A 25,964-nucleotide genomic window follows, 5' to 3' on the forward strand; every position below is an offset into this window, starting at 1 on the left:
TTTTTGGCATTACAATTTTATGTATGTTAATTTATATAACGAGGCCATTGTGTGAATCACATTTGGAAAAGTGAAGCGGAGCCACTGGGAGGCTTGCTTACGAAGAGATCTGTCACATTGAACTGAGCGCCAAAATCGGCGAAAAATGGGCATGACCTAAACTGCCATTTGGAAAAGAACAGCTTGATGTTGATGCTGATGCCGTTGATCGACGAAGAGTAAACGGGGGCTCGGAGGAGAGAAAGGTGGGACGGACATTCACTGGGCGTATACACATAGATAAAAAATATGATTCATAAAAAGGAGGGAAACAATGGAGAGAATAATCGTAATTGGCGCCGGAATACTCGGAGCTTCCACTGCATACCATTTAGCCAAAAAAGGAGCGGACGTGACAGTGATCGACCGCAGGGATAAAGGACAGGCGACAGATGCGGCTGCCGGCATCGTTTGTCCTTGGCTGTCCCAACGGCGCAACAAGGCATGGTATTCACTAGCCAAAGGAGGCGCCGCCTTTTACCCAAGCCTCATTTCCAGCCTTGAAAAGGAAGGCGAAACGGACACCGGCTATGCCCGCGTGGGAGCCATCAGTGTGCGCCCCGAACACAAAACGCTGGTGGAAATTGAAAAAGTCGCCTTAAAAAGGCGGGTAGATGCACCTGAAATCGGTGACATTCAAGTTCTTGGTCCAGCGGAAGCGCAAAAGTTGTTTCCGCCGCTTTCTGAAGGATACGGGGCGGTTTATGCAAGTGGTGCCGCGCGCGTGAACGGCCGAAAACTCCGTGATGCGCTACTGCGAGCAGCTGAAAGACATGGCGCGCGTATCATTTTTGGCGATGCCGCATTTATGCTGAATGACGATCGGCTTGACGGGGTAAAAACAGAGGAGGATTTATTTAGAGCGGATACATATATTGTGACAGCGGGGGCCTGGGCAAAAGAACTTCTAAGAACGCTCGGGATCGAGTTTCGGGTCAAAGATTTGAAAGCCCAAATCATCCATATGAAGCTCCTCCATGAAAAAACGGATGAATGGCCGGTCATTATCCCGCCCGGAAACCAATATATTGTCCCGTTTGAAAATGGAAGAATAGTGGCGGGAGCAACGTACGAGAATTTTACTCATTTTGATGTTCGTGTGACCGCCGGAGGGATGCATGAAATTTTACACAAAGCGCTTGATATCGCGCCCGGACTTGCTGACAGCACCATTCTTGAAACGAGGGTCGGATTCCGGCCATATACACCCGGCTCTCTCCCTGTCATCGGGCCGCTTCCGGGTTATGGCAATGTTTTGGTCGGAAACGGACTTGGCGCAACCGGGCTTACCGCCGGACCATTATTAGGCTCCGTCCTCGCCAAAATAGCACTGGGACAACAGCCCGGCGTTGACTTGGAACTCTATCATATTGCAGGGGCGATTCAACAATAAGATCAAAGGGGCACTCCCTCCCCCTCCGTTTACCAGAATATTCCAATCAATATAATCGCGCCCAATATAAAGCCGCCAACCTGGGAAATGACTTGTGGTGTGAGAACCGGTTTCGGTGTAAAATATTTAATATCCTCTATATCTTTTTCCAATTTTTCTATCTTCGCGTTTAATGCTTTTATTTCGTTAATCAGTTGCACATTGGTATTCTCTTGATCCGCCATAGTAATATCGGCCTCCCCTCTTCTTCAATATAACATACGGTTGAACAAGAGAGTTTGTTTCATTTTTTTCACTAAGATCGTGAACGCTCTATGCTTCTTTTTTCATTGCCATAACAGTTCGCTTTGAAGCGGTGACCATAAAATAGAATGTGAGATGGTCCGGGATGCCAATGATATTTAAACCGTTTGTATTCCACTGCTTCAAGTCATTTTTGAAGTTGATGTCTAAGAGAATAATCCAATACACACGAGGATTGGTATTTTTTTCATGAGCCATTTTTGATGCCAATTGATTTTCCAGCCCAATACATGCTCCACTTTCTGTACATGATTTTAAACATGACACTATTTTAATGGTCCTCCCCCTTCGTTTTATCCTCGGCTGTTCTCCCTTTGGTAAAACCCGTCAACATAAAGAAATCTGATTTAGCGCTAAGCCATTGGGCACGAGTTGCACTTAAGGTTGCAACATGTACATATTCACTTTTTCAACAAATGATTTTTCTTTCTAAAACATGATCAAAAACGCGATAGGCTTTTGGCATCATTAAATAGTACTAGAAACATACGCAAATGTTCCGTATGATAGAATAGAAGATAAATCGAAAGAATTATTTTACTAACGGAGGGATGATGTTGAAAGCGATTGTTCATGAAGGAAAATCGGGAATGAATGGCCTTTTGCTCCGTGATATGGAAGAAGTGCAACCGGGCGCCGGCGAAGTGAAAGTTAAATTAAAAACAGCAGGGATGAATCACCGCGACCTGTTTGTGCTTCAGCGCCACAAACCGACTGATCCGCCACTTATCATCGGGTCTGATGGGGCTGGCATTGTCGATGCAGTTGGTGAAGGCGTTACCAATGTTGAAGTGGGAGAAGAGGTCATCATCAATCCGGGGTTGGGTTGGAAAAAGACGAGTGATGCACCGCCCCAAGGTTTTGAAATTGTGGGACTTCCATTCCATGGAACTTTTGCCGAATACATAGTGATTCCGGCGGAAAACGCCGTACCGAAGCCAGAATTCTTAATTTGGGAAGAGGCTGGTGTACTGTCATTGGCAGCTCTTACCGCTTATCGCGCCCTTTTTACGAGAGGAAAAGTTACACCGGAAACAACAATACTCCTTCCCGGAGTAGGGAGCGGCGTTATTACATTTATTTTACAATTTGCCAAAGCAGTGGGCGCCACCGTGTATGTCACATCACGGTCCGAAGAAAAACGCAGACAGGCCATCGATCTTGGAGCCGACAAAGCCATTGACAGCAATGACGATTGGAACGAAGCATTGGAAGGGGAAAAGGTGGACCTAGTCATTGAATCTGTCGGAGCTGCCACATTCAACAAATCGATCGCCCAACTTCGTCCCGGCGGTACAATTGTGACGTTTGGCGCATCGGCGGGCGACGAGGTGAAATTGGATCTCCGAAACTTCTTCTACGGCCAATTCAATTTGCTCGGATCCACGATGGGAAGCGCAGAGGAATTTCAAGAAATGCTCAACTTCATTGAAAAGCATCGCATTAAACCAGTCATTGACCAAATCTTTCCGTTAAGCAAATATGAAGAAGCCTTTCAGCGGTTGGCAGACGCCGAACAATTCGGCAAGATTGGCTTTTTGATAGATTAAGAAAGTGCCAAGCTTTGGGCGCTCCCTCTCCTACTCTTTTACAAATGTTGCGGTATCACCATTTTCTACTTTACCTTTTAAGGGATATATCCTTTTTGGACGTTCCTTCCTTTGAAAAAAGCCGACACCAGGCAATATTTATAATGGGCAGTGTGAGTGCCAAAGCTTGATCATTCCAAAAGAAAACAACCCGAACCGATACCCAAGCCGGTCCGGGTTGTTTCATTATTTCCTTAATAAAGACGCTCCTGCTATGCCCGGGTTCGTCATTTCATAAGGATCAAGGATTTGATCTAATTCGCTTTCTGTCAAAACACCCAACTCAAGGCAAAGCTCCCTGACGGATCGGCCCGATTGTAACGCTTCTTTGGCAATGGCCGCCGCCGCTTCATACCCGATATGCGGATTAACAGCAGTAATGATACCGATACTCGATTCAACATAGTTTTTCATTCTTTCTTCATTTGCTTCAATGCCGGAGACACATAATTCTGTAAACACTTTGAATCCATTCGTCATGACAGTGATGGATTCAAGCAAGTTGTACACAAGGACCGGTCCCATTACGTTTAATTCAAATTGCCCCGCTTCCGACGCAAGGCCCACCGTTTGGTCATTTCCGATTACTTGGAAGGCAATTTGGTTGATGAGTTCGGCCATAACGGGGTTTACTTTCCCAGGCATGATGGACGATCCGGGCTGTCGTGCCGGCAAACGGATTTCTGCAAGGCCGGTAAGCGGTCCGGACGTCATCATTCGTAGGTCGTTCGCGATTTTGGACATATTAATCATGCATATTTTTAATGCGGCAGATACTTCTGTATAAGCATCCGTATTTTGGGTCGCATCCACCAAATCGTCGGCGGCAACGAGCGGCAACCCGGAAATGTCGCGCAAATGACTGACAGCCAATTCAATATAGCGCGGATCAGCATTTAAACCGGTTCCAACAGCGGTTGCGCCCAAATTGACTACAAACAGGTTCTCACGTGTATTCTTGATTCTTTTTATGTCTCTTTCGATGACACGGCTGTATGCGCCAAATTCCTGGCCAAGGCGAATGGGAACCGCATCCTGTAAATGTGTTCTTCCCATTTTGATCATGTGGTCGAACTCTTTTTGCTTGTTGACAAAAACGTCCCGCATCTCCTCCATTGTGCACAATAATTCGTCCAATACACGCAACACGGCAACATGTATGGCGGTCGGAACCGAGTCATTCGTTGATTGGGACATATTAACATGTGAATTGGGGCTGATGACGGAGTATTCCCCCCGCTTTTTCCCCAATATTTCAAGTGCGCGGTTGGCGATCACTTCATTGGCGTTCATGTTCATCGACGTGCCAGCACCGCCTTGAATCGGATCAACAATAAATTGGTCATGGAGCTTTCCGTCAATAATTTCTTCGGCGGCTTGCACAATCGCTTCTCCCAATGAAAAAGCAAGCAACTCTACTTCCATATTCGCAAGTGCGGAAGCCTTTTTGACAATGGCGAGTGCCCTGATTAATTCTGGATGCAGCTTGTTTCCAGTGATTGGAAAGTTCTCCACCGCTCTCATCGTTTGAATTCCGTAATAAGCAGCGGCGGGGACTTCTTTTGAGCCGAGAAAATCCGACTCAATTCTCACCTCTGTTACCGTAGTTCCCATTTTTACTGTCCTCCAAATTACATATTCCAATATAAAACGCTACCCGGATCACAATTTGATCCGGGCTAAAAAATGATTTGATAGTCCTATCTTACAACGTAAATATCTTTTTGGAAATAGAAACTGCCAGAAATAAATAAAAATAATATAAATTGAGCTAGCTTGACGAAAGTTCAATCAGAAGACTGCAGTGTCACGTCCGAGCGTTTTCTTATCCCTACTTCGGGTTTAGCGGAAGTTCAGCAAGAAGACCGCCCACTTACCCGAACTTCCTACCCCATTTTACTATGGGCTTTTAGATAATATGAGCCAAATATTTTTTCCATTTCGTTCTAAAAAATTTTGACGATATTATGTTTTTGTTTTAAAAAGTTCCCGTTCCCGCCATTTTCCGTACTTATAGTAGCCGAATGCCAGCATACTGCTGATGACAAAACTCGTGCCTATGCCATAGCCGATCCCTTTTTCCGCAAAAAATTGGGCGAATAAAAATGTGAGTGGATAACGCAGCAACCAAAAAGAAATGATGTTCAGGACGAGTACTTGAAACATCGCGCCCGAAGCCCGGACAACGCCGTTCCAGACAAAATTAAATCCAAGAAAAGGGTAGAAAAAAGCGACGATTTTCACATACTCGGTGCCAAATGCAACCGCTCCCGCATCCTGAATGAACATCCTGATTCCCCAGCGGGCAAAAATAAATATGAGCAAGGCGGCCACGAGCATCGCACCCAAGTTCAAAAATGTGGCGTAAATGGTTATTTTCCTAACCCGATCCCACTTGTTCACCGCAATATTTTGGCCGGCCATGCTATTGACAGCAGTACCGAGCGCGTGTGCGGGAAGCATGATGATGCTGTCAAGCCGTTGGGCAACACCAAATCCGGCCACAACATCCCCGCCGAATCGGGTGACAACACTCATAATGGCAGCCATGCCGGCAGAGATGACGGTCATCTGCAGTCCAGCAGGAATGCCCTGCCGCAAAATGAGCAAAGCTTCTTCTTTTTCCGGAAGCGCCGGTCTGGAAAACGGAATCATTTTTCGAGAAATACTTATGAACAAACCATAGGAAAAAGCGGAGCCCTGCGCAATGATTGTAGCCAACGCCGCCCCTTCAATCCCCCACTGAAAAACATATATGAACAAAGGATCAAGAATCGTATTGAGAATAACCGCCATCATGACAAATCGAAGTGGCGTCTTACTGTTTCCCAGCGCCCGAAAAACTGTGCCAATAAAATTATAGCCGAACAAAAAAAGAATCCCGAGAAAGTTAATTCGCAAATAGCTTGCCGCCTGTTCCAGCATTGCATCCGGAGTTCCTAAAAACAGTAGAATGTTTTTCGCAAACACGAACCCCACCATACCGAGAAGCAAGGATAACCCGCCAAGAATGACAACAAAGGCATTTACAAACATGCGAAGCCTTTGCTCATCATCTTTCCCTTTTAATTGGGAAAGTATCGTTAACGTTGCATGATTGACACCAATGATAAAGGACAGTACCGTAAAAATAACCGTGCTAGAAAGCGCCACCGCACCGAGCGCATCCGCCCCCAACAAATTTCCCACCCATAAACTATCAATAAATTGATAGGAAACTTGAAGCAGATTCGTCAATAAAATCGGAAGCGAGAAAACGAGCAGCTGCTTTCCAATCGGCCCGGTTGTAAAATCATGTTGCCTCACGAAGGATTTCATTCCTTCCCAAACGATATTTATATTTGTTCTTTGATAACTCCGTTTACCAAACCTTCTGAACGATATAAGTCTACCCTGCGATTATTAATATAATCAAGCAGCCCCTTCGCCGTGTTTGTTTGGGCAAAGTCAATGTCCACCGTGGAAATCAATTCGTTATTATATGACTGGTAAATGGTTTTTCCCGTTGGATGGATTACCTCGCTCTCTCCAAAAAAGATATGGTCGTTTTCCAATCCAACCTTATTCGCCAACGCAACAAATACATGGTTTTCCATGGCTCGCGCCCGCAAAAAGACGCTTTGGTATGTCTGATACGGCACCATATTTGCAGCCAGCACCAAAATAAGGCGCGCTCCTTTTTGGGCAAAAATGCGGGATGTTTCGGGAAACTCCATATCATAGGTAATCATGACAGCTATTCTGCCGAAGGGCGTGTCAAACACCGGACAAGAATCACCAGGAGAAAACCATTGTTTCTCGAAATCAAAAAGATGGGTTTTTCTATACTTGCCAATGATATCTCCATTTTTATCAATGACGATGGCAGTATTATATATATGGTCGTCTTCCTTTTCTGGAAGACCGACGATCATTCCCGTTGAATGTTGACTGGCTATTTCTCGCATATAATTTACACTCTCGCCTTCAATCGGCTCTGCCAGGTCCGTTACATTTTCATTTAAAGTATAACCTGTCAAGTACAGTTCGGGAAATAGCACATAGTCCGCTTCTTGTTTCCCGGCTGCTTCAGCAACAGTTTGGGCAATTCTGTAAAGATTTGTTTTCTTGTCATATAAATGACTTCTTAATTGCGCAAGCGCTAAGCGCATGACTGCCATCACGCGGCCCCCTTCTATTTATGAATATTGTACATTTTAATTTTTTTGGCGACCGTGGATTGGTCCACCCCCAAAGCTTCGGCCGCCTTATAAGTCGTTTTATATTTTTTATAAGCCCTTGAAATCAGATCTCTTTCCAACAACTGCTTTGCTTCTTTAAGCGGGATCAACTCTTTTACTTCTATACTCCGCTCAGAGGGGACGGAATGGCTTTCACCAGGAAGCCATTCATCGGAATTGGTAACGACAATTCTTTCTACTACATTTTCAAGCTCCCTGATATTCCCCGGCCACTGATAATATTGCAATCTGGATATCATTTCCGCAGACAAAGAGACATTCAGCCCATACTTTTGGTTGCATTTTTTCACAAAGTGGTTTACAAGCGATGGAATTTCTTCCTTTCTCTCTCGCAAAGGCGGGATGGCGAGCGGAACAACATTCAGACGATAATACAAATCTTCACGAAATAGTTTCTGGTCAACCATCGCTTTAATATCTTTGTTCGTTGCCGCTATGATACGCAGATCCACTGTTTGGCTTTTTGTGCTTCCTACTTTTCGAATTTTATTTTCTTGAATGACATCCAACAGCTTCACTTGGACATTCATCGGCAGTTCGGCAATTTCATCAAGAAAAACCGTACCTGTATCCGATTCTTCAAACAACCCTTTTTTTCCTCCCCGTTTGCTTCCAGTAAAAGCCCCGTCCTCATAGCCGAACAATTCGGACTCGATGAGAGATTCGGGAATTGTGCCGCAATTGATGGCCATAAACGGCTTATCTGAACGGTTGCTGATCCGATGTATCATATGGGCGAGCTTTGACTTCCCAACCCCGGATTCTCCTAGTAGCAGGATCGTAGAGTTTACACCAGCGACCTGATAAATAATATCAATGATGCGCTGCATTTTTTTGGAGCCATACAAAAGCTCATCATCCTCAATTGTTTTGTGTTCTTCGTATATTTTTGTTTGCAGCGTGTTCAGACCATCAATGCCCATCATGATCATAATCCACAAGTTATTTTCTTGGAGGTATTCAAACAGCAACATAAAATGTTGGCCATTCGTTGCCGGAAGAAGCTCTAGCTTATTTCCCCCAAATGAAGGAGTCTTCATAAAAACCTGCTCCCAATTGATATCCTTTAGATAATACCCTTTCTTAAATAAATCAGGAAAATATGTTGCTATCAAACTTTTTTCCCCATACGCCTCTTTTATTTGAGTAGATTGGTCAAAAACAATGATTGCATATTGCCTCTCCACCTCTCGTAACATGTCCCTTATCGCCTCCTCATCATGAAAAAAATCATTATAATGAAAATAATCATTAAAACTAATGAATAAAGCGCTTTCTATAGGAAGAAGGATATTCCAATAAAAAAATGATGAAAATATTCATCAATATGTTATTATTATATGACAACTTTCTTGAAATACAAGACTTTTTCTCATTGGCACACTATTTGCAATAGTAATAGCCAGGAGGGATAAACTTGAAAAGTATCAAAGTATCATTAGCCCAATTAACCCCAAAGCTGGGGGATAAAAGCCATAACCTGCAACTTTTAGAGAAAGCGATTGCACAAGCCGCGGAACAAAAATCAAACATGATTGTTTTTCCGGAATTATTTTTGACCGGCTATGCGATTGGTCATCAAGTTCCATATTTGGCCGAAACAAAAAACGGCCCAAGCTTAACCAAAGTGAAAGAGTTGTGCAAAACATTCTCTATTTATACTGTAGTCGGTTTTGCAGAGATTGATAACGGTTTTTACTATATCTCCTCCGCCTTGATTGACGATCAAGGCGAATTACGAGGAGTCTATAGAAAAACCCATTTATTTGACCGGGAAAAAGAGTTTTTCACACCCGGCACCGACATTCATGTATTTCCTACATCACTTGGAAAAATTGGTATCATGATTTGTTTTGACGTGGAGTTTCCGGAACTGGCGAGAACATTAAAAATCAAAGGGGCGGAGTTGATCGCTATCACGAACGCGAACATGGAACCGTATGAAAGACACCATCACATTTATGCCAAAAGCCGCGCGATGGAAAATGAAATACCCGTCGTGATTTGCAACCGCCTCGGTGAAGAAGGATCATTAAAGTTTTGCGGGGACAGCATGGTCATTGACACTCAGGGAATCGCCTTGCTAAGCATGGAAAAGGAAGAAGGAGTAAAAACAGCGGATTTGCCGCTACTAACAACTCTTGATCCAAAACTGGGTTATATTTCCAAACGGAGACAAGATCTTTATCTAGCATCATCTAAAGAACAATTCGTATAACAGGGAGATGAGAATAATGGATAGAGAAACGAATCATGAACTGGAAGAGATCTTGGCACAAGGAGTCGAGGTGGACGACGTAACGCAAAAAGATCATATGCTGGTCATCGCAATTGGTTTTATCCCGTTTATTGCATCCTTAATATGGTATGGAGCTTACATTTCCTGAAAGTGAATCTGGATGAAGGAGGGAATTTTTGATGAAGAAGACTGGAACAAGCATTTTGCCCATTCCTATAAAAGATCGGAATGCCGGGGGCTTTTCCCTTTTTTGGCTTTGGTGCGGTGGAAACGTTTTACTCGTTACATTCATGGTCGGCAGCGACTATGCTCCGGCAATCGGTTTCATACCCACCATATTTCTGACTATTTTTGCAAACTTGGCAGCCTATACATGCATAGCGTGGTCGTCGCAAAGGTCTGCCAAATATGGCATTGATGAAATCATCGCCTTGAGGCCAACTTACGGCATCCAAGGCTCGATTTTCGGTGTCATGATTCTCGTCGGAATTAATTTTGGCTGGGTCGGCATTTTAACCGCCTTGGCCGGAAAATCCGCCAAACACGTCATGATCACCTATGCCGGTGGATTCACGTTTGCGGGAGATTACATTATTTATTCACTGATTGGCCTATCCATTCCGATCGTATTTTTATTAATTAACCCGAAGTATGGTTTCACGCTAGCAAAAATCACATTTCCATTTTTTATTGCCTTAACCATTTATATTCTATATAAATTAATTCAGCCTGAAAATTGGAGCGCAATGGCAAGTGTAAAACCTACCTTCGAAGTGGGCGGAGCTTATGTCTTTGAACTATGTGTCGCCTTCGCTGTAGCATGGCTTCCTTATCTAGGCGCCTGGAACAAATTTGCCAAATCCCAGCGCCATGCCTACTGGACATCTTATTTAGGGCTGACTGCCATGGGGATCCTTTTTGGATTGGTTGGAGGAATGGCTACGCTATTAACCGGGGAATATGAACCTCCCGCTTGGGCAGGAAAAATCGATGTAGGCTTACCGGCTTATTTAATTATCGTATTTGGAAACATTACGACGATTGCCCTTCTGACATATGGAGGTGTCATGGCTGTTTTATCTATTTTTCCAAAATTGAGATATCAGTTGGTCACACTGGCTCTTGCCTTACCGTCAACCTTGTTTATTTTTTCAACCAGCCTTCAAGATATGTTTAACTATATCTTACTTTTCGTCGGACTTTTGGCCGGTCCTTATTGGGCGGTATCAATTGCAGACTTCTACTTTTTGAGGAAAGAAAAGATAGATGTAAGAGAATGCTATAATCCCAAAGGAATTTATAAATATTTTCACGGGTTTAACCCAGTTGCGATTGGTGCCCAACTGATTGGCATGATTGTTTGGGTGTATCTCGGAGGCTGGATGAGCGGAATGAAAACCTTTTCTTATGCAAGCGGCGAAGGATTGTTCCATCTCTTGTCCGCTACATTTCCAGCTATGGTCGTTGCAGGCTTTGTATATGTAATTGCTGGCAAAGTTGTTTTTTCAAAATACCGGCAAGGAGGCTACACTTTTTCAAAACAAAAGGACAAACAGACAGATCGCGCCGCCGGTTGAAACAAACGCTTGTAAAAGCTGTTGGCATAATGAGGGCAATTCGCCATCCGGCTTTTTCAAATAAAATGCTCTATACACTTAGGAGGAAGATAAAATGGCAAACGATACTTGGAGTACCGTATTACATGCAGGATTGGCAACTTTTATGAAAAGACCATATATGGAGCCGAACCGCCAACTCATCAAAGAAGCGGGAGTAAAGGCGGGCATTCTCGGAATTCCTTTTGACGGGACGACCATTGTCCGGACAGGTTCCACAATGGGACCGAGACGTTTTCGTGATTGTTCATCCCTGTATATTCCTTACCATCTGGATTATGATGTGGATGTCGTCGAAAAGTACAATGTACACGACTTTGGAGATATCAACGTTGTCATCGGCAATGCCTTTGAAACACTTGAAAGCGGAAAACGTGATATTCTGGAACTTCTTCACGGAGGAGCCATGCCCGTCGTCATCGGCGGTGAACACCTTGTGACAGTGGCTGCCACTCGTGCATTAGAAGAATTTAACCCGAATGCAAATTATGGATTTATCTTGTTTGATGCCCATTTGGATACAGCCCCTGACGTTGGCGGCGACAAATGGAATCACTGCTGTCCAGTCCCAAGATCAATGGAATTAAGCTGTTTCAACCCGAAAAATGCTGTTATCATCGGTCCACACGGTTCCATGAACCCGAAAGAAGAACTAGAATATGTCCGGGAAAATGACATTAGTCTCTTTACAATGAGAGATATTTATAAAAACGGAATAGAAGCTGTCGTCAAACAAGCAATTGAAATTGCTTCTGATGGAACAGACGGCGTATATATTACTTTCGATATGGACTCTTTGGAAGCTTCTCAGACTCCTGGAACATGCGCTCCAACACCTGGCGGAATTACAGTCAGGGAAATGATCCAAGCAATTGATTTGCTCGGAGAAGTCAACTTGGTAGGGTTTGATGTAGTTGAAATCGCTCCTCCTTATGATCATAGTGATATTACGGCCATTACCGCTTCCAGAATGGTTGTCGATATGCTGGCTTCCAGAGCCCGGTATTTGTAAAAAAGCCTTATGACACTCCAAAGGTTAGACACAGCTTAACATTAAAAAAGGTTGTCACAGAAGCCCGTTTTCACTGACTTTCTGGACAACCTTATTTTAAAAATGGCATCAGCAATTCATACGTTTTCAAAAGGTGGAATTACGATTCATTCCCCGCTTTCACAATCTCTCCACATACGATCCGGTCTCCCGCATTTCCAGCCGGGTCGGTTTTGTAGTCATCGGCTTTTTCATGAATGACAAGGGCGCTGCCGTCAGCATCCAAAAGGGAATTCGGCTTCCCGGTTTCTAACGTCACATCGGCTGTTTGTAACACAACATCAATCTTGCCGCTTTGCGGAACTTCAATATTGGGCAAATCCCCGGCATGATACCCTTTCGGATTGTGAAATCCATGCTGCTTGCCGAAAGGATTAAAATGGGCGCCGGCCGATTTAAAATCGGGCGGTGTGCATTTTCCCGTTTCGTGAATGTGGATGGCTTTTGTTCCAGGCTCGAGCCCTTCCGCCATGACGCGGATTACCACGCCTTTATCCGTTTCAACAAGCTCCGCTTCGCCTGTTTTCTCCCCTTCCCGGTTGATCAATGAAATATTGATCGGGGATTTACTGCTCGTCGGCACTGCCTCGTCTTTTTTATCAATTGTCTGATTATCGTCTCCACTACATCCAACCAAGGCCAAAGCCGATGTCAGCCATAACAGTAACAAAGTATTTTTCATCGCGATGGATACCTCCATATGTAAACAAGTTTTTAGCATCATTAACTTAAATATCATCATTTATACTTTTTGACCGTTTTTCTCCAGTTCGTGAAGCTTTACTTATAAACTGTCTTTCGTTAAGATAAAGGCAATATTTGAGACTTTTCGCTTCGTAAGCGTTTCACCTTTAGGAGTTGATGAAATGTATGATACTTGGGGATTGTTAAGCTCCGGCTTTAACGATGCTGCGGTAAATATGGCGATGGATGAAGCATTGTTGAATTGGCATAGCGAAGGAAAAATCCCTCCCATTCTGCGTTTTTATGGCTGGTCAAAACCTACGCTTTCCGTCGGCCACTTTCAAAGAATAGAACGGACAATCGACCTGGATGGAGTTAAGCGCCATGGCTGCGAGTTTGTCAGAAGACAAACAGGCGGCAGCGCCGTCTTGCATGATGATGAGCTGACCTACAGCGTCGTAGTCTCCGAAAAGAAGGACTATATCCCGCCTTCCATTCGGGAAGCATATTACGAGCTATCTAAAGGGATTATGGCGGGTTTCAACAATCTGGGCATCAACGCCGAATATTCCATTCCGAAAGAACGTTTTCGCGACCGTACGGCAGTATGTTTTGAAAGGCCGTCCGACTACGAAATGCTTGTGAATGGAAAAAAAATTTCCGGACACGCACAAACGAGGAAAAAAGGGGTGCTTCTCCAACACGGATCCATCCCGCTTACCATGAACAAACAATTATTGTTTGACCTTTTTCAATTTCCTGATGAGGATACCCGGTCCGCCAAACGTGAAGCTTTTTCAACAAAAGCCATTACGATTCATGAAGCATCCGGAAAAAGTATTACGTATGAAGAGGCTCAAGAAGCATTTCGCAAAGGTTTTGAAGAAAAGCTCGGTCTGACACTCGTACCTTTCGAATTGACAGATGAACAATGGGAAGAAGTACGTGAACTTGCTGATGCGAAATATCGCTCTGACGATTGGAATTTACATTTTAGAAAGAAGGTGCTGGCCAGTGGCAAAAAATGAGGAATACATAAGGAAACCGGATTGGCTTAAAATTAAAATCAATACAAACGAATCCTATACCGGACTGAAAAAATTGATGCGTGAAAAAAGCCTGAATACAGTTTGTGAAGAAGCGCGCTGTCCAAACATTCATGAATGCTGGAGCGAAAGAAAAACCGCCACATTCATGATTTTGGGTGACACTTGTACGAGAGGATGCCGTTTTTGTGCTGTTAAAACAGGCTTACCGACAGAGCTTGACTGGGGAGAGCCGGCACGCGTCGCGGAATCGGTCAAAATTATGGGACTTCAGCATGTTGTCGTTACTGCGGTGGCGCGTGACGATTTAAAAGACGGGGGTGCCGCCGTTTTTGCGGAAACGGTGCGAAGAATCCGTGAAGCAAATCCGGGATGCACGATTGAGATCCTTCCTTCAGACATGAAAGGCGATTACGAAAGTTTAACAACACTGATGTCGAGTGCCCCGGATATTTTTAACCATAATATTGAAACGGTACGGCGCTTGACTCGACGTGTCCGCGCCCGCGCAATGTATGACCGCTCACTTCAATTATTAAAACGCGTAAAAGAAATTGCACCGGACACGCCAACGAAATCCAGCATGATGGTCGGGCTCGGTGAAACAAAAGAAGAAATTCTTGAAACGATGGACGATCTGCTCGCCCATGATGTGGATATTATGACAATCGGACAGTATTTGCAGCCGACCAAGAAACATTTGAAAGTGGAACGTTATTACCATCCCGATGAGTTTGAAGAACTCAAGGAAATCGCATTGTCAAAAGGATTTAGCCATTGCGAATCCGGTCCGCTCGTCCGCTCTTCATACCATGCTGATGAGCAAGTAAACGCGGCTTCCGCCCAAAGACGCATTAAATATATGAAGGGTTATGAAGAACAAGAGAAAACAGAAGTGAACTTTACCTTTTAATCAAACAATTGATCAAGATCCATTCAACCTAAAAAGGCACGCCTCATTGGAGTCGGGCGGTGCCTTCTTCTTTTTTTGCAAGCCAGTCTTTTTTTAACATCCCATAAACGATATGGTCGACAAACTTTTCATACAGCCACTCAGCCTCGCGGATGCATCCCTCTTTTTGAAAACCGAGCCTTTCCGGAATTGCCCTGCTTTTTTTGTTTCCATCAGCCACCCTGATTTCTACGCGATTCAGCTTCAGTTGGGTAAAAGCCAGATCCGTCAGCTCACGGACAACCCTTGTCATGATCCCTTTCCCTGTATACTCTTTGCCAAGCCAGTATCCGATGGTGGCATGTTTGTTTTGCCAATCAAACTCATTAAAACCGGCTACCCCGACCACTTCGTCTTTATACACGATTACCGTATTCATGCTTTTATGTTCTTCATAGTTTTTAAGACTTTCTTTGATAAAATTTTCCGTATCCCGCACACTATACGTGTCATCCACCCAGGGGACCCATTTCCTCAAATGCATCCTCGAATCCTTCGTCAGCTGAAATACCCTTTGTGTGTCATTCAAATCTACCAACTTTAAATAAATGTCTTTATCTACGATATGCACAAACAACTCTGTCACATCCTGACATCATATTGTCACTAAAATATCATATTATTAAATAAAATGAAATAAATCTAGGGAAGTGATCATTTTAAAACATTATCTTGTATCAATTGAAGCAAGCCCGTCTTCCGCTTTGAAAGGAATATGTTGCTTCATTGTATGATGTAAGATAAAGAAAAAGCACTCAAACCCTTGAAATGTAAGGATTGAGTGCTTTTTAAGCTGATAAGGGTGACAGGGTTTGAGCCTGCGGTTTTGTCCCCAATGAAGATGTATCATGAGGCTTTTAGCCGCAACTGCCTTTTCTGCACCGTCACTATATCACATTGACATCTTCTCTTACCTCTGATGAGAAAGGAAGCTTGAGGCTGATAAACGATGCGAGGAGAAACAGAACTCCGGCTGTAAAGTACACAGCAAAGATAGATGTCGATACCATAAATACCCCCGCGCTTCCCGAACCAATCAGCAGTAACGCGATAAATATCGGGGTCATCAATCCATTCAGCCTGCCAACGAATTTCTCGTCCACCTGGCGGATCATCACCGCCATCAAAGCCGTCTCGGCCAATGCCAGAAGGAAGCCAGTCAAAAACCGCATCGTTCCGGTAAGTACAGGCCAGACAGAAAGCACCTCCACGAAGGTAGACACCCCAAGGAAGGCCAGCCCGATAAACATCAGTGTTGAGCCCTTCAGCTTTCCTGTAACCACAGCGGCAGTAATTCCTCCCACCAGCATGCCAAAGCCATCCAGCGCCGTGAACCACTGCACATCAGTCATATTCAAATCCAGCCGTTCAGTAATGACAAATATATCCAAAGGCTGAACCAAACCTGCTCCCAAAGCCAGAATGACATAGACACACATCATGATTTTCAACATCTGATGACTTCTTACATACTTCATACCATCACTCAAATCTTTCATGAAAGAGCCTGACGAATCATTGTCTGATTCGGTCACATCTACCGAAGAAGGAATCAATGCGATGAATAAAGCCGAACCGCCAAATATCACAAGCAAGCTGATGAGCGAAGCTTCAAGCCCGACCATTTGAAAAATAGCCGTGCCCACAATCGGCCCCACAATCACAAATAGCGACATCATGGTCTGGGACAATGCCGTAGCAGCAGGGACATGCTCATCCGGCAAACATCGTTTAATGATTTTCATCGAAGACGGCTGGGAAAACTGGGAAACGATCGCTGAAACGAGCGTTACCATAAAGACAGCCTGCCAATAACCCGCCAGAACGACAAACAAAATGAGCAATATGGAAAGAAAACTTAATATATCCCCCCACAACATCGTCCGTCTGGGACGCCAACGATCGGCCAGCACGCCGCCAACAATCGAAAACAGAAAAATCGGCGCATATTCAATGATCGTCAACAAAGAAACAGCTACCGGATTTCCACCACTTTTTTCCATTACAAAAAACAACAAAGCCATATTTCGAATCCAAATCCCGATGTTTTGCATCAGGTCAGATAGCATAAGAAAAACAAAAGCACGGTTGGAAAATAAATGCTTCATACGATCTCCTCTTTTCTTTCTAGAATGAAAACCGACCGGTCGGTTTAATATATGTCAAAACAAACGGTATTCCTTACGCTTTAAGAAAGGCACCGTTTGGACTGTCAACAAGCTTAATCCTTATGGTTATGAAGAACACCATGCAGGAAGTACTTTACAGCCTTTTTGTATAATACACGAAGCTCATCGCTCGACCGTTCATAAAACGAGGTGGCAAGACCATCCAGCAGTGAAGCAAAGACAATCGCTATGTCATCCAGCTCCTCTTCAGACACTAGCCCTTCTTTCGCTCCCTCGGCAAAAATGTCACGGTAGAGCTTCCGCGGCCCACGTATAATACCTAAAAGCTCTTCCAACAGCGGCTGGTTCTCCGGACTACTGATGTAAAACTCTTCGCCCACTTTAATAAGCGGGTTCTGAAAATCATCCACCATATGATCGGCGATACCGTAGACCTTCTCCTCGAAGCTGGGAAAATCAACCGATTTCTCAACCCAGGCGTTTATCCATTCCTGATTTTGTCGGATAAGAAGTTGAACAAACAAATCCTCCTTACTCTTGAAATGGTAGTATATGCTTCCCTTGCTGACCCCGATATACTGGACCAAATCCTCCATAGAGGTAGCGGCATATCCGCGCTGGATAAACAGCTCTTTTGCTTTGTCGAGGATGAGATCTCGTTTTTTCCTCCCTTTATCTGTAGCCATGATCATCCTCCTCAGAACATTCAAAAACAGCCGCTCAAAAAACCGACCGTACGGTTTAATATTAAGCGATGGATGTTGTTTTGTAAAGTAAATATAGAGCGAAAAATATCAGGCCTTTGAATTCCCGGCTTTATGTTCAAAAACATTGTGGCATCGCTACTTTTTGAATGTGACTTTTAGGGAATAGATCCTTCCTCTCTGCCGACCTTGGGTGCGATGGCATATCATTTTTTCAAATGTATTTCAGAATCCATGAGCCGCCCACCCGCCTCCTAAAAATCTCAGCGGAAAAGAAATGTCCCATTATCATTGTTTTTTATGTCTATTTTTCGTATAATGAAAATGTCGCTTTTCCCGGGATGTAGCTCAGCTTGGTAGAGCACTAGCATGGGGTGCTAGGAGTCGCAGGTTCAAATCCTGTCATCCCGATTCATCAAAACGCTTGCCCTTCAAGGGGTTGAGCGTTTTTTTCATTTGTGCAGAAAAAAGAATACCGGGGTTTATTTTTAGGAATATTGACGGAGGCTTTGAGGATTTTTTTTCATAGATTCTTCTTTTTCAAAAATAGTTCCTTACTCGTCCTCAATCTCTTATCAAATCTGTTTTTGCTACTTCAAACCTCTTGTTTTAAATTGCTTCAAATTTCGTATAATACAAAAGCGTACCAGGGTTTACCAGGTACGTAAAAATCTTATTTTTTTAAAAAAGAATAGAATCCCCAGTATAGAAAACTGCACAAGCTATAGTTATAGCTACTGTTGACAATGTTGATGGATATTTCAAGATTGGCAACTATTAGAGCCATGGGAAAATCAGAAAAAAATAAGCAAACGTCCTAACGAATAAAAAGCAATTGGCGAATTCAACAACTCGGGTTTTATACCCATAGACTGTGCCCTTGCTAGGTGCATCAACAAAAAAACCCTTCTCTTTTTTGAGAGGGGTTTTTGTTTTTCCTGTTATTAAAAGTTGATACCCAGCTCGACAAAAATCGGGTTACCCAGATCAAGAACAGCTCCACCGACAATTGTTAATTCATCCGAGGCGAGCGTACCCACACCATTTTGCTGTATCATACCATTAATAAACAAGGAGAAGTAAGCATGGTTTGGGAAAGCGGTGATGGCATCTCCATTATCATCAACAAAAGCGGTGGCAGGTATTGTTAAATCCGCTCCTGCAGTCTGGTGAAAAGGAACATTTATTATGAAAAAAACCCTCCTGCAACGAGAGGAAGGCATATTCACAAAGTATTTTAGTCTCGCAATTTTTTAAGCAACAGTAAGTTTTGCTCAGCTGTGCCAGTGTAATTGTGAATACCGTGCTGTTCTGCAAGCTTTTTCCGATTGGCGAAAGAGGAGTCAACACCAATCGACTTGAGATAATCAACGATACTGTTCGTCTTTTGGTTCCCTTGCGGCTGTTCCGGAGTTGTAGGCGGTGTACCACCAGATCTTAATGTATTAAGCAATTTGAGATTTTGATCGGCTGTACCCTTGTAATTGGAGATACCGTGCTGTGCGGCCAGCTTGGCGCGATTGGCGAAAGAAGAGTCAACACCAATCGACTTGAGATAATCAACGATACTGTTCGTCTTTTGGTTCCCTTGCGGCTGTTCCGGAGTTGTAGGCGGTGTACCACCAGATCTTAATGTATTAAGCAATTTGAGATTTTGATCGGCTGTACCCTTGTAATTGGGGATACCATGCTGTGCGGCCAACTTGGCGCGATTGGCAAAGCTGGCATCCATGCCGATACTGTTCAGGTAGTCGACAATACTGTTGCCTTTGTAACCACCAGGCTTTGGTGCTGGCTTTGGCACGCTTTCTCCACCTTTTATCATACTGATAAAGTCGCTCCAACTGATCCCTTTGTTCCCATTACTTAAATAATGTGGACAATCTTTCCCACTCCATCTATTATGCTGCACGATATTGCTTATAGCTATTTCATACGTAGCCATCAACATGTTAACCAACTCAGCTGCATTGCTAACTGCTTTTTTAAAATCTCCGTCTTTGTTGACACAAATCTCTATATGAATCGACTGAGTGTTTCCCGGTCCTTTTCCATCACCAGCCGCCCAACATTGTATATGATCAGGAAAAGATTGAATCACTTCTTTATCATCAACCTGATAATGCCAAGATGCATCTCGAGGATTTAGATTTGCTTGCAAATTGGCGTGGGTCTGGGCCCCGGCACCTATATTTTCATTCGCTGTCTCATGTATCGTAATATAATTACATGGGTTCCCTGTGCCGTAAGTTCGTTTATTGATGATGTCTTTAGATACCAATTGTCGCTTAATAGGAACCATATGAAATTCCTCCTTTTTTATATTAAATGCGCCTTGTCCATAACGGGGAAAGGCGCTAATCTTGGTGAATCTGTTTGTTTTTTTAAAATAAAAAAAGCAACGCTCTGCGTTACTCAGCTTGTAGAAAAAGTGGACGGTAATTCCCAAAGCTGCGAGTAAATGTAAAAAGTGGCGAGTAATTACCTAAAGTCGGGAGTAATTCAAAATAGCGGATCGTTTTTTCGATGAGTCGGCGACTAACTCGAAATAGTGGATCGTTTTTCCATGAGTCGGCGACTAATTATAAATAGTGGATCGTAAATGATATTGGAAACTCAAAAGGAATTTCCAATGGTCTTATGGATATGCCCCTCGGCAAAGCTCACCCAATTATACATAGCCGCATATGAAGTTCTTGTTCCGCATAACAGGGTTTGCCGCCCAATTCCTTCAAATTTCGCGTCCGTGAAAACCATTGCGTTAGACTTCTTCCTTACAGCTCGGGACTATTACCCTGTAGATTTCACCCATGTGCATCCACCCAAAAAGGGAGGTGTCCAAAAGTAATATTGGACTTGAAAAGCAAAAAAATACAACCCAAGAATGCTGTAAAATCAACATTCTTGGGTTGTAAGTTTTAACTCCTTTAATTTAGACAGCCCCGCGCCTCTCTATTAGACTTTCAACTCCTTCATATAGAGCGCGACTTATACAAAATGTATCGGCTTTATTTGAATCCACGCACTCCTCATTTGAGTTGCAGTCATGCAATTACTTTGGAAGATATATTAGTTCTTTTCGGCCTTCATAATTGTTTCCCTTGGACTTTGGCCGTACATCGCTTTGTACATTTGAGAAAATCGTCCGACATTGTAAAATCCCCAGCGCATGGCGATATCCGTTACAGTTTCACCCATATAAAAAGCATTTTCAAGCTGTTCGTGAGCACGTTGCATGCGAATATTTCGAACATACCCCATTGGGCTAGTCCCGGCATGTTGCTTAAAGCCGTTTTGCAAAGAGCGCGCACTTACTCCCGCATACGTTGTCAGTTCTGCCAATCCCGGCAGTTCATGGACATTTTCTTCTATATAATCTTTTACTTTTTGAACAAGCATTTTGCTGGGACTTTCGTTTTGATGGTGAATTCCGTAAATTTTTTCAGTATATGAGCTTTTGGCAGCCAACAGAAAGTTTGTCATGACGAGTGATTCAATATGACGCCGCGCGACAGGCGACAATATTAATGTGCTTTGTTCCTCCCATTCTGCCTGGAGAAGGATGCAGGCTCGGAGCAAACTCCTTCCCGCAGTATTTTGCAGGTCAAATGTCAGATCAAAATCTATCGGTCCATCGACTCTTTCATTGATAAGTGCGGATAAATGATTTTCCAGTTTCCCCCTCAGGAATTTCAAGGCATATTGCTTTGCATCTTTTGTCCATAACACGCTGGCCTTTTCGTCTGGAAGCAATACTGCCCCACTTTTCATACCTTCGGTATACGCTGTTTTGCCATTTCGTCTCACGCAACTATTACCTGCCAATGTAATGTTCACATGGTAGCACGGCGGTAGCGGCGGTAAAACAATTTTTGCGTCCACTCCGTATGTCAAGTATCCAAAAGTAAATTTTGTCCCTTCTACTGCATTCAACTTCGCGTCTACTTTTGTACCGTGTACCGGAACAAGTGAATGTTCGCAATATACTTCTGAAACCAAAGATTGCGAGAAATCTACATCATTTGATTGAAGCAGGTTGAAATTACTTAACGGTTCGTTTCCATGTAATAATTGCATGCCAATCCTCCTCAATGAAAGAATGTAATAAAGGGGATTCGGAAAGTTTTATTCTAAAAATTCAGTAAATTGAAAATTAGCTACTCAGAAAGGGCTTTCATCATTTTTTAATGATGTTTATTATATTATTTCTTACCATGAAATCCAACTACTTTTTTCCTCTTGGAACTTATTGGCAGGTTCGGTGCATCTCAGTTGGACGCAATGACGTATTATTCAGGAACAACGCTTACATTTCTTTGGTAATAAAGCATTGGTTTATGATCGGTTTTGTGTAAATCAATCACTTTTCCTATTAAAACGATATGATCCCCGGCTTCAATTTCTTGTACTTTTTTACATTCCAAAACGGCAAACACATCTTTCAAGATGGGAAGCTGATTCGCTGATCGTTCCCATGATGTTTTGGAAAAGCGATCACTCTCTTTGCTGTCGGCAAATATAAAACATTCTGCTTTTTGATGTCCAGATAAAATATTTACTGCAAATGTATCAGACTTATGGAACGCTTGGAGACTGCTGGATTTTTTATCAATACACCACGAAACTAGCAACGGTTCCAGTGAAACGGAAGCAAATGAATTAACCGTCAATCCTACCGGCTTATCTTGGTCCATCGTTGTTACGATAGAAACACCCGTTGGATAACTGCACATGATTTCTTTATAGGTTTTAATCACAAATGGCCACATCCTTTCCTGCGAATTCACCTTCACACCAATATTCATTTAACTTCATGGCTAATCTTCCGCTCCCGAACCTGATTCTAGTTTGTTCCTGATGACGGAAATCCGCCGCCATGAATTCCAAAAAAGCCAATATTGCATGCCGGCGCCTGGTAATATTCGTCATGCCTTTTGTGTAAAACCAACTTTCAATTGTGTTATAGACACCGCGGTTTATGCCAAAATGTTCTTTGCAAAATGTTTGGAAGGAATGATCTGTAAAATGAATGACTTTGCTGTTACAATACATCGATTGACCTCCTTCAAATAGGCACATGATCAAATACAATTAGGCCGGTACAATGATACATCGATCCGCAGCACATCCGTAAACATGATCAAAATCATGAAGTTCAACTAGGCAGCCAGAAAATAAGCTGCCCACATAGTTATTTTTTTGGCATTGATTGGCTTGTCCACATTGCTGAAGACTGTAAATCTCAAAGACATGTAGAAAACCCTTAGCTTCCCGCCTGGACGATATGCTTATATTCTTGAAACTCTGCGAGTGCAGTCCTTCCGTTTAAGCGGCCAAACCCACTTTGTTTGAACCCGCCTTCTTCAAATTGATCAAATACAACCGCCCAAGCATTGACCCATACAGTACCCGCCTCTATTTTACCCGGCATGCGCAGTGAACGATCGCGATTCGCTGTCCAAATGGATGCCGATAAGCCATAGTCAGTGGCATTGGCTCTTTCAATCGCTTCTTCTTCGCTTTCAAAAATCTCAAAGCTGGCCACTGGGCCAAATATTTCTTCCTGAATGAGCGGAGAATTCACATCTTGGGTCGCAAGTAAGGTTGGACGATAGTAAGCATCATGTTCAGAAACATCCGATCCCTCTGTTTGCCCCCGGCCTCCCCTGACAATGACTTCCGCGCCGTCGGCAATCATTTTTTCCACTGTTTGGTCGACACGAGCTGCATTGGCCGCATCGATCAGAGGACCCATCTGACTGCTCGGATCGTCTCCGGGACCTACTCGAACGGCTGATAAAACTTCTGTCAGCCGTTTGCGGACTTCACCAGCAACACCACTTTGAACGAGGATTCTGCTTCCAGTCATACAGAACTGACCAGTAAATGTTGTGATCCCCGCTACAATTGTTGGAATAACTGCATCTAAGTTGGCATCATCAAAAACGATCATCGGTGTTTTTCCACCTAATTCCAAAGACATTCGCTTTAATCGTTTGGCACAACCTTCCATTATTTTGCGCCCCACTTGTGTACTTCCCGTATAACTGATCACTTCCACTTCTTTTGCCTTAACGAGTTTTTTGGAAGCAACATTGCCTGATTCCGTTAAGATGTTCAGCACTCCTTTAGGGATTGAAGGCGTGTCGGCTATTATCTCCGCAAGCAGGCCGTTCACCAAAGCGGTTTGGGCGGGCATTTTGACCACACAAGTACAACCCGCGGCAAGCGCCGGCACAAACGAACGAACGGAAAGAATGACAGGCGAATTCCACGGTACGATGATACCGGCAACGCCGAGCGGTTCACTGACTAATGTGGAATGGAGGTCGTGCTGAATTTGCGCTGCCTGTCCTGTATCCGTCAACGCCAAGGCGGCATAATAACGAAGCTTTGGCGGTGTCAGGCTAAACTCAAATTCCGCTTCGCCCAAAACCTTGCCATTTTCTTTTGATAAAAGCTGAACCATTTCCTCGCGGCGCTTTTCAAGTTGATCTGCCAGGTCATTTAATGCTTTTGCCCGCATATGACGATTATGACGCCATTCCGAATGGACAAAAGTTTTTTTGGCCGCTTGTATAGCATCATGAACATCTGCTTCACTTGGCTCATAATAATGGCCGAGCACTTCACCATTTACCGGAGAAGTAGCAACATTCATTTGTGCAGATTTTCTCCATTCTCCATTAATCCAATTGGCCCTAACCGGTAAAGTCCCCATTTTATTCGTCATCCATATCACTCCCAAGGAATTTTTGGAAGGGCTTGCATTTTTTGTAAAGCCCCTTCCCATTCACGTAAAATTAATACCGCAACCCGGCTTGTTTCATCAATGGTAAAATGTGATCGCCAAAGAATTTCAAATCTTCGTGGTAGTCCAAGAAGCCGAGCAACATGCCATCAACACCGGCCTCTGAAATTTTTACGAGTTGATCAACAACCTGTTCAGGAGTTCCGATTAATGGATATCCGCCATAGCCAGTAATGAACCTTTCTTGCATAGCCTTAATTTGTTCGAATGACCCACTTTCCGAACCTAATCCTTTGGAAACACTTTCCGCAACACCCCAGTCACCCATGTCGAGGATTTGGTTATAAAGTTCTTGCGTTTCCTTTTCTGTTTCACGGCTAATAATATTTCCATAACTTAAAATCCCCAAATTCTTGCCATGATTACGGGCAATACCGCGAACACGCGCCGCCGTTTCTTTTGCCTCCCCGGCTGTGGCAAAAGCAATAAAGTTAAAATCACACTCTTTGGCACAAAACTCTAGTCCCGCAGGTGAGTTCCCCGCATTAACAAGTACGGGATATGGTTCTTGAATTGGCTTTGGCTCTGCTTCCAGCCGTTTTAAATCGAAGTATTTCCCTTTATAATCAAACTCCCCGTCTACCGTCCAAAGTTTTTTCATAATGTCTGTCCATTCAGAGCCATATGCATAACGCTCATCATGTTCCCGTTGTGTTACACCGAACATCCCCATCTCAGCAGCGTACCAGCCCATGGTTAAGTTCAACCCAAATCTGCCGCCTGAAATATGGTCCACAGTAACTGATTCTTTTGCTGCAACAACAGGATGTTTGGCAGGTACGTGAATGGTAGAGAACACCATTATTTTTTCTGTCGCTTGTGCCAATCCGGCAGCCCATGTGTGAGTTTCGTAGTTTTCACCGTTAAAATTACTCTCTCCGCCCATCCCTTTGTAGCGTGCAATCGGTACCATTGCTTCGAATCCAAGATCTTCCGCCTGTTTTGCAATTTTGACGGTATGATCCCACGTCACTTCATATGTGGAAGGAGCAAGCGAAGCCATGACGCCATAACTGCAGTTACTGCCAAATACGCCAAGCTTCATTTTTTGATCATTAAAAAGCGGTACCCCACTAGCAAGGCGTGCTTCATATAACTCATCGGAAGTTAATACTTTTCTCATTATTGACCACCTCATCATTTATCATTGTTTATTCCGTCTCGGGG

At 43.6% G+C, this 25,964-nt stretch carries 25 protein-coding genes and 1 tRNA gene; 9 read left to right on the forward strand and 17 right to left on the reverse strand.

Features of this window, described 5'->3' with window-relative positions; translation table 11 throughout:
- Positions 1-313: 313 nt before the first annotated feature.
- Positions 314-1,432, forward strand: coding sequence for an FAD-binding oxidoreductase (locus MHB50_RS18265; protein WP_339165156.1), 1,119 nt, complete (start codon positions 314-316; stop codon positions 1,430-1,432).
- A 29-nt stretch (positions 1,433-1,461) separates the two neighbouring features.
- Here MHB50_RS18265 and MHB50_RS18270 read toward each other — a convergent pair whose 3' ends face one another.
- Both MHB50_RS18270 and MHB50_RS18275 read right to left on the reverse strand, forming a co-directional pair.
- Positions 1,462-1,656 carry a hypothetical protein gene (locus tag MHB50_RS18270; protein WP_339165158.1) on the reverse strand — a complete coding sequence of 65 codons (195 nt, stop codon included), beginning with the start codon at positions 1,654-1,656 and terminating at the stop codon, positions 1,462-1,464.
- An 88-nt stretch (positions 1,657-1,744) separates the two neighbouring features.
- On the reverse strand, positions 1,745-2,002 hold the full coding sequence (locus MHB50_RS18275; protein ID WP_340084451.1) for a hypothetical protein: 258 nt from the start codon (positions 2,000-2,002) through the stop codon (positions 1,745-1,747).
- Between the two features lie 290 nt (positions 2,003-2,292).
- Here MHB50_RS18275 and MHB50_RS18280 point away from each other — a divergent pair, with 290 nt between their 5' ends.
- Positions 2,293-3,285 carry a zinc-binding dehydrogenase gene (locus tag MHB50_RS18280; RefSeq protein WP_339165507.1) on the forward strand — a complete coding sequence of 331 codons (993 nt, stop codon included), beginning with the start codon at positions 2,293-2,295 and terminating at the stop codon, positions 3,283-3,285.
- 225 nt (positions 3,286-3,510) lie between these two features.
- Here MHB50_RS18280 and aspA read toward each other — a convergent pair whose 3' ends face one another.
- The 4 genes from aspA to MHB50_RS18300 form a co-directional block, all read right to left on the reverse strand.
- Positions 3,511-4,938 carry an aspartate ammonia-lyase gene (aspA, locus tag MHB50_RS18285; protein WP_340084452.1) on the reverse strand — a complete coding sequence of 476 codons (1,428 nt, stop codon included), beginning with the start codon at positions 4,936-4,938 and terminating at the stop codon, positions 3,511-3,513.
- Between the two features lie 351 nt (positions 4,939-5,289).
- Entirely contained in the window at positions 5,290-6,630 is a 1,341-nt protein-coding gene (locus tag MHB50_RS18290; protein ID WP_340084454.1) for an MATE family efflux transporter, read from the reverse strand.
- Between the two features lie 29 nt (positions 6,631-6,659).
- On the reverse strand, positions 6,660-7,484 hold the full coding sequence (locus tag MHB50_RS18295; protein ID WP_077113830.1) for a carbon-nitrogen hydrolase family protein: 825 nt from the start codon (positions 7,482-7,484) through the stop codon (positions 6,660-6,662).
- 14 nt (positions 7,485-7,498) lie between these two features.
- Positions 7,499-8,764 carry a sigma 54-interacting transcriptional regulator gene (locus tag MHB50_RS18300; protein WP_077113831.1) on the reverse strand — a complete coding sequence of 422 codons (1,266 nt, stop codon included), beginning with the start codon at positions 8,762-8,764 and terminating at the stop codon, positions 7,499-7,501.
- A gap of 218 nt (positions 8,765-8,982) precedes the next feature.
- Between MHB50_RS18300 and MHB50_RS18305 the strand changes: the two genes are divergently transcribed.
- From MHB50_RS18305 to speB, 4 genes are all read left to right on the forward strand, one after another.
- Positions 8,983-9,783 carry a carbon-nitrogen hydrolase family protein gene (locus tag MHB50_RS18305; protein WP_083717719.1) on the forward strand — a complete coding sequence of 267 codons (801 nt, stop codon included), beginning with the start codon at positions 8,983-8,985 and terminating at the stop codon, positions 9,781-9,783.
- Positions 9,784-9,799: 16 nt separating this feature from the next.
- Entirely contained in the window at positions 9,800-9,952 is a 153-nt protein-coding gene (locus tag MHB50_RS18310) for a hypothetical protein (protein ID WP_171974031.1), read from the forward strand.
- A gap of 31 nt (positions 9,953-9,983) precedes the next feature.
- A complete protein-coding gene (locus MHB50_RS18315) occupies positions 9,984-11,381 on the forward strand; it encodes a cytosine permease (protein ID WP_340084458.1) in 1,398 nt (465 codons plus the stop codon).
- A 94-nt stretch (positions 11,382-11,475) separates the two neighbouring features.
- Positions 11,476-12,432 (forward strand): agmatinase, encoded by a 957-nt coding sequence (gene speB / locus MHB50_RS18320; protein WP_077113833.1) that lies wholly within the window; start codon positions 11,476-11,478, stop codon positions 12,430-12,432.
- 139 nt (positions 12,433-12,571) lie between these two features.
- Here the strand turns inward: speB and MHB50_RS18325 are convergent, their stop codons facing one another.
- Positions 12,572-13,153, reverse strand: a complete 582-nt coding sequence (locus tag MHB50_RS18325; RefSeq protein ID WP_139345726.1) for a superoxide dismutase family protein — start codon at positions 13,151-13,153, stop codon at positions 12,572-12,574.
- Between the two features lie 184 nt (positions 13,154-13,337).
- Here MHB50_RS18325 and MHB50_RS18330 point away from each other — a divergent pair, with 184 nt between their 5' ends.
- The gene (locus MHB50_RS18330) at positions 13,338-14,183 is read left to right on the forward strand and encodes a lipoate--protein ligase family protein (RefSeq protein WP_340084461.1); all 846 of its coding nucleotides are present in this window, start codon (positions 13,338-13,340) and stop codon (positions 14,181-14,183) included.
- Entirely contained in the window at positions 14,170-15,114 is a 945-nt protein-coding gene (lipA, locus tag MHB50_RS18335; RefSeq protein WP_077113835.1) for a lipoyl synthase, read from the forward strand. Before MHB50_RS18330 ends, lipA begins: the two co-directional genes overlap by 14 nt.
- Before the next feature lie 43 nt (positions 15,115-15,157).
- Here lipA and MHB50_RS18340 read toward each other — a convergent pair whose 3' ends face one another.
- The 3 genes from MHB50_RS18340 to MHB50_RS18350 form a co-directional block, all read right to left on the reverse strand.
- Entirely contained in the window at positions 15,158-15,730 is a 573-nt protein-coding gene (locus tag MHB50_RS18340) for a GNAT family protein (protein ID WP_340084463.1), read from the reverse strand.
- A 310-nt stretch (positions 15,731-16,040) separates the two neighbouring features.
- A complete protein-coding gene (locus tag MHB50_RS18345; RefSeq protein WP_340084465.1) occupies positions 16,041-17,261 on the reverse strand; it encodes an MFS transporter in 1,221 nt (406 codons plus the stop codon).
- 113 nt (positions 17,262-17,374) lie between these two features.
- Positions 17,375-17,968 carry a TetR family transcriptional regulator C-terminal domain-containing protein gene (locus tag MHB50_RS18350; RefSeq protein WP_340084467.1) on the reverse strand — a complete coding sequence of 198 codons (594 nt, stop codon included), beginning with the start codon at positions 17,966-17,968 and terminating at the stop codon, positions 17,375-17,377.
- 355 nt (positions 17,969-18,323) lie between these two features.
- On the opposite strand from MHB50_RS18350, the gene MHB50_RS18355 reads away from it, so the two are divergent.
- A tRNA-Pro gene (locus MHB50_RS18355) sits at positions 18,324-18,397 on the forward strand.
- A gap of 533 nt (positions 18,398-18,930) precedes the next feature.
- Here MHB50_RS18355 and MHB50_RS18360 read toward each other — a convergent pair.
- From MHB50_RS18360 to MHB50_RS18390, 7 genes are all read right to left on the reverse strand, one after another.
- A complete protein-coding gene (locus tag MHB50_RS18360) occupies positions 18,931-19,209 on the reverse strand; it encodes a DUF4183 domain-containing protein (RefSeq protein ID WP_340085366.1) in 279 nt (92 codons plus the stop codon).
- 14 nt (positions 19,210-19,223) lie between these two features.
- A complete protein-coding gene (locus MHB50_RS18365; protein WP_340084469.1) occupies positions 19,224-20,288 on the reverse strand; it encodes a DUF3597 family protein in 1,065 nt (354 codons plus the stop codon).
- Between the two features lie 767 nt (positions 20,289-21,055).
- Positions 21,056-22,063 carry an AraC family transcriptional regulator gene (locus MHB50_RS18370; protein WP_340084471.1) on the reverse strand — a complete coding sequence of 336 codons (1,008 nt, stop codon included), beginning with the start codon at positions 22,061-22,063 and terminating at the stop codon, positions 21,056-21,058.
- A 212-nt stretch (positions 22,064-22,275) separates the two neighbouring features.
- The gene (locus MHB50_RS18375) at positions 22,276-22,743 is read right to left on the reverse strand and encodes a flavin reductase family protein (RefSeq protein ID WP_339165179.1); all 468 of its coding nucleotides are present in this window, start codon (positions 22,741-22,743) and stop codon (positions 22,276-22,278) included.
- Positions 22,736-23,038 carry a hypothetical protein gene (locus MHB50_RS18380; RefSeq protein ID WP_340084473.1) on the reverse strand — a complete coding sequence of 101 codons (303 nt, stop codon included), beginning with the start codon at positions 23,036-23,038 and terminating at the stop codon, positions 22,736-22,738. Before MHB50_RS18380 ends, MHB50_RS18375 begins: the two co-directional genes overlap by 8 nt.
- 211 nt (positions 23,039-23,249) lie before the next feature.
- Complete coding sequence (locus MHB50_RS18385) at positions 23,250-24,719, reverse strand: aldehyde dehydrogenase family protein (protein ID WP_340084475.1); 1,470 nt, start codon at positions 24,717-24,719, stop codon at positions 23,250-23,252.
- Positions 24,720-24,789: 70 nt separating this feature from the next.
- Entirely contained in the window at positions 24,790-25,920 is a 1,131-nt protein-coding gene (locus tag MHB50_RS18390; protein WP_339165182.1) for an LLM class flavin-dependent oxidoreductase, read from the reverse strand.
- Positions 25,921-25,964: the final 44 nt, after the last annotated feature.

It is taken from the genome of Siminovitchia sp. FSL H7-0308, assembly GCF_037980985.1.
GTDB classification, from domain to species: domain Bacteria; phylum Bacillota; class Bacilli; order Bacillales; family Bacillaceae_C; genus Siminovitchia; species Siminovitchia thermophila.